The sequence below is a fragment of the Hungatella sp. genome, assembly GCF_046966825.1.
The window spans coordinates 1-13,847 of sequence record NZ_JBKVCZ010000164.1 but is presented as its reverse complement, the minus strand read 5'-3'; the positions used below and the strand labels follow the sequence as shown (position 1 = coordinate 13,847).

The window sequence follows — 13,847 nt, the reverse complement described above, 5'->3', positions numbered from 1 at the left end:
CCTGCAAAGCCGGCACAAGCCCCGTATGGTCCGGATGGTCGTGGGTAATAAACAAGTCCAGGTCCTTATAGGAGACACCCAGAGCTTCCACCATACCGCGCAGAATCTCCCAGTCCCGTTCAAAACGAAAAGAGGTATCCACCATCAGACTGCGCCCGGGCTGCCGGATCAGATAGAGATTGCGCGGACTCATGTGACGGTCAGAATAGGATATCGTCTCCTGAAACAGATTGTCGTAAATTTCCTGCATATCGTCCCCCCTCTCATCACTGTTATTTTCCGCTAATAACCTCCATTGTAAAAACTTTCCGGGCAAATGTCAAATAGATTTCCTGACTGTGCCGCTGTTTACTGGCTTTTCCATTGTACATCCTGTATAATAAATATATCGATTAATTGGAGGGGGCTTATGAACTTACCACAATTGTACTATTTTCGAAAACTGGCTGAAGTCCAGCACTACACGGAGGCAGCCAAGGCACTTTATATTACGCAGCCCAGCTTAAGCGATTCCATCGCATCTCTGGAGAAGGAACTGGGGGTATCCCTCTTCCAGAAAAAGGGGCGTAATATCCAGCTCACCAAATACGGGGAAGAATTTTATCAGTACGTCAGCGAATCCCTGAGTATCCTGGAGCACGGCATCTCCCTGATCAAGGAGAAATCAGGTCATATCAGCGGCACCATCGATATCGGATGCATTCCCACCCTGTTAGGTGACTTTTTACCGGAGGCGCTGGATCTTTATCAGGAGAAGAATCCGCTCGCCACGCTCAATATCTACCACGGAATGTCCATCGAGGTGGCGCAGGGCGTTTCCTGCGGTAAATATGACATCGGCTTCTGTTCCATGGTGGACGATATGCCCGACCTGGTCTTCGTCCCCATCACCTATCAGGAGCTGATCGCCATCGTCCAGGACAACCACCCGCTGGCCGGCCGGGGAGCCATGTATCTGTCGGACCTAAAGGACTACAGGCTGACCACCTACCGGGACACGATTCCCATCGGCAAGGTTGTCCGCAAGCTTCTCAAAGAAAAAGGAGTGGAGGCCGTCTATTCCTACGATGACGAAATCTCCATTGCAGGAAGGATTTCCAAGTCCTCAAAAGTGGCCATCGTGGCCGATACCCCCTATTTGAGGCAGTTTAACAATCTTGCCAAGGTCCGGCTTCTCGATGTTCCAAAGGATACCCGCATGATTTACATGGTCTACAGCAATAAAAACTTTATTACCTCAGCCGTGGAAGCCTTTGCAAATTTCATGGTCGCCAATTGCTTAAATATGCCGGAATAAGACTCCTTACAAGCCTGATGCCTGACTGATACGCAAAAAGGAACCGCCCTCTGCTCTCTGAACCAGAGGAACGGTTCCTTTTCTCATATTCACAAAATACTAAAATACAAATCCAAAGGTAGCCATCAAGGCGATTATCAATCCCGCTGCCGCTGCCGGAATCGTAGTCCCCAGAATAATATGCTTATAGCTTTCCTTCAGGCTGCATCCGCAGATGGACATCGTAAGAATCGCCACGGAAGAGTTAGGCAGCTTATTTAAGATCAGAGCCGACTCTGTCACGATTCTGTGCAGAGCCTGGACATTGACTCCCATATCCACAAACGCCTGACCAAAGCTCTCCAGGAAAATGGTTTCACCGGAGATTGCAGAACCGGTCAGACCGGTCAGAACCGCGGTTCCGAAATACGCCTTTAAATATACCGGCATATTCATGGATAAAACGGCCTGCTGCAGCTCTTTAAATGCAGGTGACAGGCTGAGTACCTTGGAGAGTCCCATAACCGCGGCAACCGTCAGCATGGAGTTCAGTCCGGATCCCGCGCCTGTTTTAGCGGAGGACTTGATGTTTTCAATATGCTTGAACTGAGTCGCCATAATCAGCAGAATACCTACAGTCAGCGAAAACAGGATACTGGTGGAGGTTCCCCAGCTGGAGGTCGCCACTACAATGCCGAATACCACGATGAACGGAAGCACCGACATCCCAATGCCAGGAAGCTCTTCATCGCTCATAACCTTGTTGGAGCTGGTATACATGGCCAGCAGCTCCTCATTCGTATGCTTCTTATGGCTCTGCGCCTGTGCATAGTTGAAATATAAGAAGTAGCACACAGCCAGGATCACGGTAAACACCAGAGATAATAACGGTGCCGATCCCAGAGACGTTCCCAGATAGCCGCTGGGCAGTACGTTACAGATATCCAGGGTGTACATAAAACCATTGGCAGAAGCTCCGCCGCCCAGCAGCATAAATGGAAGCAGCCGGCGGTCCATCTTGTTTTCACGAAGCAGATTGTCTGCGATCGGATACAGAACAAACACCATGATATAGCCGTTGATGCCTAAGAGGGTGATAAAAAAGGTACAGATCAGGATAACCAGCCCCACCATTTTGGCTCCCAGCTTCTGCGTCAGCCATTTGGCAATTTTTGTAGCCAGTCCGGTTTCCAGCACCAGCTGTCCGAAGATGCCTCCCATACCCAGGATCAGGAACCAGGAAGTAACGAAACCGCCGGCGCCGCCGGAAAATGTGGTAAGAAGACCGTCGGACAGGCTGAGCTGACTGCTTAATAAGATAATTACCGCCGTGATTACGGTGGCGCAGATCATGTCAATCCCCTTGATGATCATGACTACTAAGAGAGCAATGGCAAAAATAAGACCCATTGTTGCTAACATAAAAATACCTCCATCATTTATTTTTTAGTTCCGGCCTGCACTTTCCTGCCGCTGTCGTACTCTCTGTCCGGCCATCCGATTATCACATTCATCACCGTGGGAAGGATGAGGGTGAATAAATTGATATAGGATGCCGCGGTCAGTCCCTTGGATACCAGTGCCGTAAGCCCCGCCTGGGAAATCCCCCAGGTAAGACAGATATAGACAAAGGTAAGGACAGCTCCCCGCCGGTTGCGTTTAGCTTCAGAAACCTTCGGATCTTCCCCGGTCTTTTTCTGATACCAGTTCAGAGCACGGTCGTTAAAGCCCTGTGCATAGTTGATCGCCGTGGAGATTGTTGCAAAAAAGATTGCTATGGTAAGCAGCGTCAGAGAAATCGCCTTGACGGCGCCGCCCGCCCAGCCGTTCTGTACCACCAGGATTGTATACACGGCTTTTCCATTTGCCCATCCATCGTAAACCGCACTGTAGTTTCCCGCCAGGTTAATGGCGTTCATCTCCAGGAATACCCAGTTTACAATCACAGACAGGATCACCGCCCTGCGCAGAGTTTTCTTGTTGTTAAACAGCTGCGCATGATTGACGTACGCGCCGAATCCAGCCAGATTCTGACCGGAAAAAATATAGGCCCATACAAATGCAATGAAAAGATATTTTAAAAAGCTGCCCGCGCCCGATGCGATTCCTGCCTCCATGCTGCTGCTCATAACAGCCATCTCATTTGCCAGTTTTCCGCTCCCAATATTGAAAATAAGATTTGGAACGTGAACGACAACCAGGGCGATAAAGATTACAGCACTCATGAACACCGCGTTCTTGCGGACCAGCTCCGTGCCTTTCATACAGAGAAGAAACATGATAACTCCCACAATAAATGTGGTCCATATGTACGGAATCCCCGTCAGCTCCTTAAGGGCTGAGCCGGAGGTGGAATAGGCCAGTGCCATACATACGATGAGCAGCCAGTTAAAATTCAGCTCATACACGATCTGCATCGGTTTTGCCAACACGCCTCCCCAGAATCTGGAACCGTATTTTTCAAGGAAATTCCCATAGTCAAAGGTTCTGAAATCCATGGCGAATTTCATGAAGAAATAGATAATAAAGCAGTTGATTGCCGCCACCACAAGAGGCATCAGCAGGCAGAAATAAGGCTGTGTCACCTCCGGAAGCATACCGTAAAATCCTGTGTTCTGGAAAAAATAAGTCCAGGGTGTGGAGCCTGACGCAAAACCGCCTCCACACTGCGAGCTGAATGCAATGGATACAAACACCAGCACTGCTCTCCAGTCCACTGCTGTCCCACCACTTCCGACATTTTCGCTTTTCATCTGTAAACCCTCCTCGATTATATTTAACAGACGTCAATGCATGAGTTCTGTTAATTTATTAACAAATAAATCTAAAAAAATCCCCCTACCTCTCCGTTTCCTTTTCCCTTGTCTGCCAGTGTGCTGTCATCCTGTCCAGCGGCATTTCCAATAGTCCCGTCCCCTCTGAATATGCGTAAACCGTAAAGCCCCTCTTACAGCGGAACACGCATTCCAGACAGGGATCTTCATCGCAGTAGCAGAACGCATCCGTGTCTGCCAGTGCAAATACCATGGGGGAACGTTTATCCTTCATCACGTATTTTAGATAACCGCCCGTGAAGGTCTTCAAATAAATCCACTGCGGTACACACTCCTGTTTTTTCGTCTTCCAGGATACCTTTACCGCGTTGTCGTTATAGCCTCCGGTAATCTGGTAACTGAGTTCTAATAACTCCTTTGCCTCCCCGGCGTCTGTCGGCGCCAGGCGCTCTGCCTCCTCATTGCAGCAGAGAATCTTCTTCTCCTCAAGCGCCTGGCCTCCGGTAACTGGAAATAAGCTGTTACAGCTTCTGCAGCGATAAAATACGACATCCGGACACTGATCCGCGCGTGGTTTTCTGGTATCCCGGCACCTTCTCGGTCCAAATTTCTGCTCAATCATTGCTTTCCGGGCCCTCCATTCTTTTTTCCAGTTCCTCTTTTAACAGATACTTCTTCACCTTTCCGCTTCCCGTATGGGGAATACGGTCAATCAGCTCCAGCCTCTCCGGCCAGAACCGTTTCGGGACGCCGTTCTGGCAGAGCCATCCGGTCACATCCTCCAGCTTCAGATGTTCAAATCCCGGCAGTGGAACGGCAAAGGCGCAGATTCTCTCGCCCAGCCGGTCGTCCGGCATTCCGATTACCGTGTGGTCGCCCATTCCCGGACATCCCTCCAGCCGGTCATTGATCTCGTTGGAATTCAAATTCTCGCCGCCGCGGACGATCATATCCTTCTTTCTTCCAATAATGCGAATATTCCCCGCTTCATCCATGACGCACAGATCACCGCTGTGAAACCATCCGTCATCATCCAGGGCACTGTCCGTAATCTTCTTATCCTTTAAATATCCCACAAATACATTGGGGCCCCTGGAAAGCTCTTCTCCCGGTACGCCGGGCGGCACATCGTTTCCCTCGTCATCCACGACGCGGATCTCAATGCCCTCTACCGGCCGGCCGGAAGTGGTCCCATTTAATTCCAGGGCCTCATCGGGCCGTACAAACACGTGGGGGACACTTTCCGTCGAACCGTAGACCTCGCAGAGCAGGATTCCGAAGCTCCATGCCTTCCGTACCATATATCCCGGCACCGGAGCGCCTCCGCAGAGGTAGAGCTTCAGAAACGGCAGTTCTCCGCCTCCGTTCTCCAGTTCCCGGAGAATGTCATAGATAAATGGCGTAGCGCCCATGGAGTAGGTACACCGCTCCCGGTTCATCAGATCAATGGCCTCGCGGCAGCGGTACTTCTGCTGAAGCACCACCTTTGCCCCGATCAGCATGGGAGCGATCAGCCCGTGATGGAAGCCTGTTGCATGATTTAACGGCGCAGGCATGAACATGATGTCCTCACTGGTCAGCCCCAGCTCCCTGGTAAATACCTCCTCGCTGTAGCGGATATTATTGTGGGTAAGCAGAACTCCCTTCGTCCCGCTGGTCGTCCCGGAGGTGCAGAGAATCAGCGCCAGATCCTCACCTGTCCGTCTGATCTCCGGCTTTTCCGTATCCGCCTGGTCCATAATTTCCGTAAATGCCAATACCCCGTTTCCCTCCGGCTTCTCACCGCCTACGATGACGACACCGGACAGCGACGGAATGCGTTCTCTCACAGCCAGAATCCGGCTCGCATAATCCGTTTTATGAAAAAAGGACGGGCCGAAGTAAACCTTTGACTCTGTTAAATTCATGCTCCGGATCAGTTCCTTTTCCTCATAGGACATGGCGATGGGATGGGCTACGGCCCCAGTCATAAAGCAGGCGATGGTCACCACCACGAACTCGCTCCAGATGGGGAGCTGGAACGATACCGCGTCTCCCGGCAAAACCCCCTGCTTCCGGAGAAAGGCCGCCACTTTTGACGCAGCCTCATCCATCTGCCGGTAGGTATACCGATTTCCCCTGTCATCCACCACATATTCCCGTTCGGAATACTTCTTCACGGATTCTTTCCAACAGTCCAGCAGCGTGATATCCTTCCAGTAACCCTCGGAAAGATACTTTTCCCGCTGGATGGCATTGATCTTCATCTCATCAATCATGACCCGTCTCCTATACCTTTTTGCGTGCATCCTGCCAGACCACGCCTGCCATCAGCGCATGTACTGCGGTATGCTCTGCGGTACGCTCTGAGGAACGCTTCCTCATCCCTGCTGTCTTGCCTTTAACTCCTTCACAAGAGCCGGAACAATCTCGAACACGTCGCCTACGATGCCGTAATCCGCCACCTCGAAGATCGGCGCCGTGTCATCCTTATTGATCGCCACAATGGTTCCGGAGCCGCTCATGCCCGCCACATGCTGGACAGCGCCGGATATGGCGCAGGCGAAGTAAATCTTCGGAGTTACCGTGGTTCCCGTCTGCCCTACCTGTTTGGACTGCGGCATCCATCCCGAATCGACCGCTGCCCTGGAGCATCCCACCGTTCCGCCAAGCACGTCTGCCAGTTCCTTCAACACTTTGAAATTCTCTCCGTTCTTCATGCCGCGGCCGCCGGATACGATCACCTCCGCGTCCTGAAGCGGGATATCGTTGTCCTCACACGCCTTAATGAAATCAATCACCTTAGTCCTGATCTCGTTTTCCGGTGTGTGAATCGGTTCCATGATGATCTCCGGCTTGTTGTCCATCACCTTCTCCGGCTTCTTAAATGCGCCCGGTCTGCAGGTACCCATCTGCGGCCTTGTCTCGCTGCACAGAATCTGTGCATAAAGATTTCCGCCAAATGCAGGCCGTTCCCAGACTACATTTCCGGTCTCCTCGTCTACGCTAAGGGCCGTACAGTCTGCGGTCAGACCCGTACGCAGGCTGACTGCAATCTTAGAGCCCAAATCCCTGCCGTTTACGGTTGCTCCCACCAGAATCGTATTGGGATCATACTTTTCGCAGAGCTTTAAGAATACATTTCCATAAGCATCAGCGGAGTAATTCTCATATTCATCTCCCTTTACCACGTAAATCTTATCCGCGCCGTACTCGCCGGCCTCCTTCACCGCCTCATCCACATCCTTTGCGATGACTACGGCACATAACTTCTGCTTTAAGCCGTCCGCCAGCTTTCGTCCCTGGCCAAGCAGCTCAAGGCCCACGCTTTTAGGCTGACCCTGGAAGCATTCGATAAATACCCATACGTCCTTACATGTATCAAAACTCATCTCTCGCGACCTCCTTTTGCCGTCCTTAAAGTACTTTTGCCTCTGTCAGCCTGTCAATCAGGGTCCCTGCGGTTTCCGCCGGGCTGCTGCCTTCAATGTTCATGCAGTTTGCATTTCTCTTTGGCGTAAAAGTTGCTTTTACCTTAGTGGGGGAACCCTTTAAGCCCATCTTGGTCGTATCAGAACCCGGCAGACTCGCCAGAGTGATCTCTCCGATCTCTGCTCTTAAGGATGTGAGCACGCCCTTGATGGTAGCGTATCTGGGTTTATTACTCTCCTTTGTCGCGGTACAAAGCACCGGAAGGCTGGCCTCGATAACCTCCACGCCCTCTTCCACCTGGCGTCTGGCGATTACCTTATCGCCCTCGACCTCCATATCGAGAATATACGTCAACCTGACTGCGCCTAAATGCTCCGCAATACTGGGGGCTGTCTGTCCCGTATCTCCGTCGATGGCCTGTTTGCCGCCCAGGATCACATCGAACCCGCCCAGCATCTTAATCGCCTGAGACAGAATATAACTGGTAGCATACGTATCGGAACCGCCAAAGGCGCGGTCGGTAACGAGATACGCCTCATCCGCTCCCATGGCCAGCGCTTCCCGGAGCACTGCCTTCGCCTGAGGCGGCCCCATGGAAATCACGGTCACTTTTCCGCCGTAGCGGTCCTTCAGCTGAAGGCCTGTTTCCAGCGCATTTTTATCAAAAGGGTTCATGATACTCGGCACGCCGGTACGAATCAGCGTATTTTTCACCGGATCAATCTTGATCTCAGTGGTATCCGGAACCTGTTTTATACAAACAACGATATTCATCTTCATTCCTCCTATTTATATTCCTTATCCAATACGCCTGCAATCGTCATTCTCTGGATCTGGTTCGTTCCCTCAAAGATCTGGAATACCTTGCAGTCTCTCATGAGTTTTTCCACCGGATACTCTTTGCTGTAGCCGTATCCGCCAAAGATCTGAACCGCGTTGGAGGTCACTTCCTGTGCACAGTCGGACACAAATGTCTTACAAATGGAGCCTTCCTTCTGTACCATGATTCCCTGATCCATCATCCGCATGGTGTTATTGACCAGACACCTGGATGCTTCAATCTTAATTGCCATGTCGGCCAGCATCTGCTGTACCATCTGGAATTTAATAATAGGGGTGTTAAACTGTTTTCTTTCCTTTGCATACTTCACGGATTCATCCAGCGCCCGCTGCATGATTCCCACAGCCAGAGTCGCCACAAAGGCTCTGGATAAGTTCAGAGCGTTTAAGGCCAGCTTGAACCCGGAGCCCTCAGGTCCCACCATGGCGGAAGCCTTCACGCGGACGTTTTCGAAAATCAAGTCCGTAGTGTTGGAAAGCCTGAGCCCCATCTTATTCTCATGGGCTCCTACGGTAACGCCTTCTGCATCCGCATCGATGATAAATGCGGACATGCCTCTGTGTCCTGCCGCAGGATCCGTCTTAAAGAATCCCACGAAGACATCAGCCAGAGCGCCATTGGTGATAAATGTCTTGGTTCCGTTTAAAATATATTCGTCCCCGTCCTTCACCGCCGTGGCGCGCATAGCCGCGGGGTCAGAACCGGCATTCGGCTCCGTCAGGGCAAATCCGGCAAATCCGCCGGGGGCAATCTTATCTGCAAAATACTGTCCCTGCTCCTTCGTTCCGGCAAGGATTACATTTCTAAGCGCCACGAACGTGGTTACAAAGGTGATGGCGTAGCCCGCGTCCACCTTTGCCAGCTCCTCAAAAATCATGGCGGTGGTCTCATAGCTTAAACCGGTTCCACCGTATTCCTCCGGGATTTCCAGCATGTGAAGTCCCATATCGAATCCCCATTTAAACAGCTCTCTCGGACACTCCCCTTTCTCGTCCGCGTCCTTTACATGAGGTTTTATTTCATTTTCTGCCATCTCCCTTACAAGAGCAAGCAGCGCTTTCTGTTCTTCGGTGTAAAGTAAGCTCATGTTATTTTCACTTTCCCCTTTCTGGTTGTTCGTTGTTCATTACAGTGGTTTCAGTCCTGTCGCGCCTTCTGCGGCTCCGGAAGCAATGATTTCGCTGATCTGTTCGTCACTGTATCCCAGCTGCTTCATAATCTCCACCGTATGGGCCCCCTGCATGCCTCCGATCACATAGTCCGGTTTGCCCAGAGATGCGAAGCCTACGGGGTTGGTCGGCATGATCTTTCCGCCTGACGGATAAGGAATCTTCGTCAGCACATCGTTGGCCCATGCCTGCTCATCCTCATAGATATCCAGCGGCTCATATGCGGCTTCACACGGCATATCGTTTTCCTTTAACATCTTCATTAAGTCTTCTCTGTCGATCTTTGCAATGGCTGCATCCAGCACATCGGTCACATCTTTATTCAAATGGTTGTTGTTGACATCCGCGCAGTGACGGTACTGCTCTTTTTCCAGCATTTCCGGACAGCCCAGGAGCGTGAACATCTTCTCATAATCGCGGTCGTACTCCGGACAGCAGATGCAGACCCACTTGTTGTCTCTGGTGCGGAATACATTATTAAATGGATTGGGAACTTCTTTTCTGCTCTTCGGGTACTGGTTTCCGTACTGTGCGGAGATCAGGCCCGTGCTCAGCGCATAGACAGCCGCGTGATGCAGTCCGATGGTGACTTTGTCTCCCTCGCCGGATTTCTCTCTGCGGTACAGAGCCGCACAGATGCCGGACGCCAGAGCCATGGCAACCTGGAAATCTCCGAAACCGTTGGTCGGAATCATGGGAGCGTCGCCGCGGTTTACCGTAGTTCCAAACACGCCGCCTCTCGCCATGTAACACGTCACGTCGAAGCCCGCCGTATCCTTTTCCGGGCCCTTTTCCCCGTATCCCAGGACCTGGGCGAAAATCAGCTTCGGAAACTTCTCCTTTAAAGTATCGTAGTCCAGTCCCAGCTTTACCAGGGATTTCGTTCTCGTATTGGTTACGAATACATCCGCTTCCTCCAGAAGCTTATAACAAACCTCCAGCCCCTTTTCTGTCTTCAGGTTCAGAGTGATAAATTTCTTATTTAAGTTTGCCACATCAAAGGCCAGGTTCTCATCGTCGGTAAACGGCATGTTGAACACGGCGCCCTGAGTCCTGGCAGGATCTCCTTTGTGTGATTCAATCTTGATACAGTCGGCTCCCCATTCGCCAAGTACGCGAACCGTTGTAGGGGCTGCCAGATATGTGGTTAAATCCACTACTTTTACGCCTTCTAATGGTTTCATTGTCTTCCCTCCATATATGGAAAAGGGTCGGCAGGTCCGGAGTATGAACCTGATGACCCTTTTGTGTCAGATATCTTCGGTTTCAAAGCGGCTTGCCCGAAATAGCTTTAAAATACTGAATCAGCTTTAGACCACGTATTCGATATGAGCGCCGTGTTTAATGGTGTTTCTGGAAATTGTGATTCTCTGTACAGTCGGAGCACCTTCCTCTAACCACATTGCGCGGCAGTCACGGTAGAGACGCTCAACCGGGCCGTACTTGCAGTCTTCAAAGTATCCGACACCGCCGAAGATCTCCAGCATTTCATCGCTGACTCTTCTGGTTGTATCGATGCTGTACAGTTTACACATAGCAGCTTTTTCTTCGATATATTCGCCGGTTGGATTCTCCATATAGGATTTAGCAAAATCGTAAACCATGCAGCGAAGCGCGTGTACCATCATGGACATATCGGCAATCTTGCAGCGGATTGCCTGACGTGTTCCGATCGGCTTTCCGAAGGTTACACGGTCAGCGGCATACTGTAAGGACAGTTCCAGCATTCTCTGTGCCATACCTAAGTTGCTGGCAGCAATGTGAGCACGGGATACGGATAAGGAGTGCATGGCAATCTCCAGTCCCTGTCCCTCTTTGCCTAAGAGGTATTTCTTATCGATGCGGCAGTCTGTGAATTTCAGCTCGCCATGGCCGGCTCCGCGGCATCCCATCATATGAGGCATGTTGATTACTTCAAATCCAGGAGCGTCCATTGGAACGAAGAATGCGGACAGTCTGTCATTCTTATCGGATTCCGGATTGGTTACTGCGATTACATAAGCGAATTCGCAGCAGTCGGTATGGGAAATCAGTGTCTTCTCACCGTTTAATACGTAAGAATCGCCGTCTCTCACTGCGATAGTATGTAAGTCAGCGCCGGTACCGCCGGTCGCCTCTGTCAGTGCGAAACAGGTAAATACTTCCTTGTTCTGGAATTTTGGCATATACTCTGCCTTTACTTCCTCACTGCCGTAATCGTCGAGAATTCTCCAGTTTAAATCCATTGCATAGTGAAGATGCATTCTCATTCCGCCCGGTCCTCTGGAGAATTCCTCCTGAACCTGTAAAATCTCCAGCTCGTTCAAACCGTATCCGCCGTACTCCTCAGGAAGGGAACAGCGATATAAATCGTTCTGGATTGCTAAGTCGTAGAACTCCTGGGGAAACTTATTGGTTACTTCCACTTCCTTCTGGATTTCCTCAAGGGGACCCTCTGCCAGCTCACGGATCTGCTTTAAATACGCCTGGAATTCTTCATTGGATAACTTGCTCATTTGATATATCCTCCTTATTTATTCTTGTTAAATATTTTTTTAACAATCTTGATAAATCCATTATAGCCTGTAGCGAAGGAAATATCCAATCGTCCCTGTCCGTGATAATTCCGATAATTGATAGTTAAAACCTATGATTCCTTTTTCCTGTTGTAAATGGATTTTTGCAATGATATAGTATAGCCTGAAGGAGGTATGCATACATGAGATCAGAGATAATGGACGGCATTCTGAGACATATTCATCCGATCGGAGGCATAGAAAACGCCAGGCTTTTGGAGGTCTCTCCGGGCCACGCGAAACTCTCCATGGAAATTACTCAGGAAGCCTTAAATCTTTACGGAAATGTTCACGGAGGATTTTTATTCTCTCTCTGTGATATGGCGGCAGGAATGTCCACTTACGCCTTCGAGACCACCAATGTCACGGAATGCAGCAGCATCAATTTCTTAAGAGGGGTGAATACCGGAACCATCTATATAGAATCCAACGCCATACACAAAGGCCGGAAAACCGTTGTCAATCAGGTAACCGTCACCAACGACGCCGGCAAACTGGTAGCTTCCGCAAGCTTTACGATGTTTTTAATCGCACCGGTCTAGGTGAATTTCCCAACTTCATTCAGCACGAAAAATACAGCCAGCCATAACGTAATCCAACCTCTGTCTGCCAGACAAAGACCGGTTCACGTTATGGCTGGCTGCCTTTTAAAGCTTAAGCCTGCATGGAGCATTTTCGAATCAGAAAAATGTTGTAGGTTGAGTCTTCGATATACCGGATGATATCATATAGTTAGAAACCATATAATATCACAAGCTCATGTATGAAAAGGAGATTTCAAAATGTGTACAAGTTTTGCAGTATACCATCAAAAAAAGGCTGTTTACGGAATGAATTTCGATACCGATGAAATTGATTTAGAACTAATAGTCAACAGTTATCATGATAAGAATTTATTTTACTTTTCAGCCCTGTTAGAAAACAAATACAGGGATATCGCCGGTATGAACAGTGAGGGGCTTTTTATCTGTACGCAGGCCGTAGAATATGGTCCGGGCTTTCAATCAGGCTGTGACGAAAATGATTGGTATGCCTTTGATATTCTTGATGAGGTGCTAAAGAAAACTGGAAAATCATCAGAATTTTTCGAAATTCTCAATAAAAGAGTAATTTCCTATCCCAGAAATCCATTATTCCCCGATTTAGGACTGCATACTATGATCGCTGATAAAACTGGGGATGCATTTATTCTGGAAGAGGGAAATGATGCAAACAGAATAAGTCCTATTTCTGGTGATTTTATTGTCATGACTAATTTTCCAAACGGGAATTTTAAGGAAACAGATTATAATAAGGTATTTGGGATCGGAGCTGACAGATATATTTGTGCTTATGAATATATACAGAATCATATTCATAGCTTTGGAATCAATGAAGCCTTCGAAGCTTTAAACAAAACCAGCCAGAAGAATACGCTCTGTTCAATCGTATATGATCCCTTAGAGAACGAAATTTATATCAGTTTTAAGAAAGATCTGAGCAAACGATGGAGAATCTCTATGATCGAAAAAACAATCCAGTCAACGGATGGATTGTTAAGCAGCAATAAAATCCAACTTACAAATGAGGAGATACTCGTGAATGATCTCATTCGCTTATATAAGTGAGAACCAAAAAAGCTTGAAACTCTCCTAAACAGAGAATTTCAAGCTTTTTTATTCATGCCGGCGACCGGAATCGAACCGGTACGGGCGATTAGGCCCGCAGGATTTTAAGTCCTGTGCGTCTGCCAGTTCCGCCACGCCGGCATATCATGATTTCTCATGAAAATGGGACCTACAGGGCTCGAACCTGTGACCCTCTGCTTGTAAGGCAGATGCT

Annotated in this window: 13 protein-coding genes and 1 tRNA gene; 3 read left to right on the top strand and 11 right to left on the bottom strand. The window is 49.4% G+C overall.

Features of this window, described 5'->3' with window-relative positions; genetic code table 11:
- The coding region (locus tag ACLTD4_RS29705) for an MBL fold metallo-hydrolase (protein ID WP_412331786.1) at positions 1-250 on the bottom strand (250 nt) is incomplete at its 3' end.
- Between the two features lie 159 nt (positions 251-409).
- Here ACLTD4_RS29705 and ACLTD4_RS29700 point away from each other — a divergent pair.
- Positions 410-1,297 (top strand): LysR family transcriptional regulator, encoded by an 888-nt coding sequence (locus ACLTD4_RS29700; protein WP_002601491.1) that lies wholly within the window; start codon positions 410-412, stop codon positions 1,295-1,297.
- 99 nt (positions 1,298-1,396) lie between these two features.
- Here the strand turns inward: ACLTD4_RS29700 and ACLTD4_RS29695 are convergent, their stop codons facing one another.
- From ACLTD4_RS29695 to ACLTD4_RS29655, 9 genes are all read right to left on the bottom strand, one after another.
- Positions 1,397-2,698, bottom strand: a complete 1,302-nt coding sequence (locus ACLTD4_RS29695) for a GntP family permease (RefSeq protein WP_055659575.1) — start codon at positions 2,696-2,698, stop codon at positions 1,397-1,399.
- A gap of 17 nt (positions 2,699-2,715) precedes the next feature.
- Positions 2,716-4,029, bottom strand: a complete 1,314-nt coding sequence (locus ACLTD4_RS29690) for a hypothetical protein (protein ID WP_242355036.1) — start codon at positions 4,027-4,029, stop codon at positions 2,716-2,718.
- Between the two features lie 85 nt (positions 4,030-4,114).
- Complete coding sequence (locus tag ACLTD4_RS29685; protein WP_117634310.1) at positions 4,115-4,672, bottom strand: hypothetical protein; 558 nt, start codon at positions 4,670-4,672, stop codon at positions 4,115-4,117.
- Entirely contained in the window at positions 4,665-6,308 is a 1,644-nt protein-coding gene (gene fadK, locus ACLTD4_RS29680) for a medium-chain fatty-acid--CoA ligase (protein WP_117634312.1), read from the bottom strand. Before fadK ends, ACLTD4_RS29685 begins: the two co-directional genes overlap by 8 nt.
- Positions 6,309-6,410: 102 nt before the next feature.
- Positions 6,411-7,421 carry an electron transfer flavoprotein subunit alpha/FixB family protein gene (locus ACLTD4_RS29675; RefSeq protein WP_002601497.1) on the bottom strand — a complete coding sequence of 337 codons (1,011 nt, stop codon included), beginning with the start codon at positions 7,419-7,421 and terminating at the stop codon, positions 6,411-6,413.
- Between the two features lie 25 nt (positions 7,422-7,446).
- Positions 7,447-8,235, bottom strand: coding sequence for an electron transfer flavoprotein subunit beta/FixA family protein (locus ACLTD4_RS29670; protein ID WP_055659570.1), 789 nt, complete (start codon positions 8,233-8,235; stop codon positions 7,447-7,449).
- An 11-nt stretch (positions 8,236-8,246) separates the two neighbouring features.
- Positions 8,247-9,389 carry an acyl-CoA dehydrogenase family protein gene (locus tag ACLTD4_RS29665; RefSeq protein ID WP_002601499.1) on the bottom strand — a complete coding sequence of 381 codons (1,143 nt, stop codon included), beginning with the start codon at positions 9,387-9,389 and terminating at the stop codon, positions 8,247-8,249.
- Positions 9,390-9,428: 39 nt separating this feature from the next.
- Complete coding sequence (locus tag ACLTD4_RS29660) at positions 9,429-10,655, bottom strand: CaiB/BaiF CoA transferase family protein (protein WP_025531484.1); 1,227 nt, start codon at positions 10,653-10,655, stop codon at positions 9,429-9,431.
- A 126-nt stretch (positions 10,656-10,781) separates the two neighbouring features.
- Positions 10,782-11,966, bottom strand: a complete 1,185-nt coding sequence (locus ACLTD4_RS29655) for an acyl-CoA dehydrogenase family protein (protein ID WP_025531483.1) — start codon at positions 11,964-11,966, stop codon at positions 10,782-10,784.
- Between the two features lie 203 nt (positions 11,967-12,169).
- Here ACLTD4_RS29655 and ACLTD4_RS29650 point away from each other — a divergent pair, with 203 nt between their 5' ends.
- Both ACLTD4_RS29650 and ACLTD4_RS29645 read left to right on the top strand, forming a co-directional pair.
- Positions 12,170-12,568, top strand: a complete 399-nt coding sequence (locus ACLTD4_RS29650; RefSeq protein ID WP_117634314.1) for a PaaI family thioesterase — start codon at positions 12,170-12,172, stop codon at positions 12,566-12,568.
- Between the two features lie 240 nt (positions 12,569-12,808).
- Positions 12,809-13,633 carry a linear amide C-N hydrolase gene (locus tag ACLTD4_RS29645; protein WP_117634316.1) on the top strand — a complete coding sequence of 275 codons (825 nt, stop codon included), beginning with the start codon at positions 12,809-12,811 and terminating at the stop codon, positions 13,631-13,633.
- Between the two features lie 55 nt (positions 13,634-13,688).
- Here the strand turns inward: ACLTD4_RS29645 and ACLTD4_RS29640 are convergent.
- Positions 13,689-13,774, bottom strand: a tRNA-Leu gene (locus ACLTD4_RS29640).
- Between the last annotated feature and the right edge of the window lie 73 nt (positions 13,775-13,847).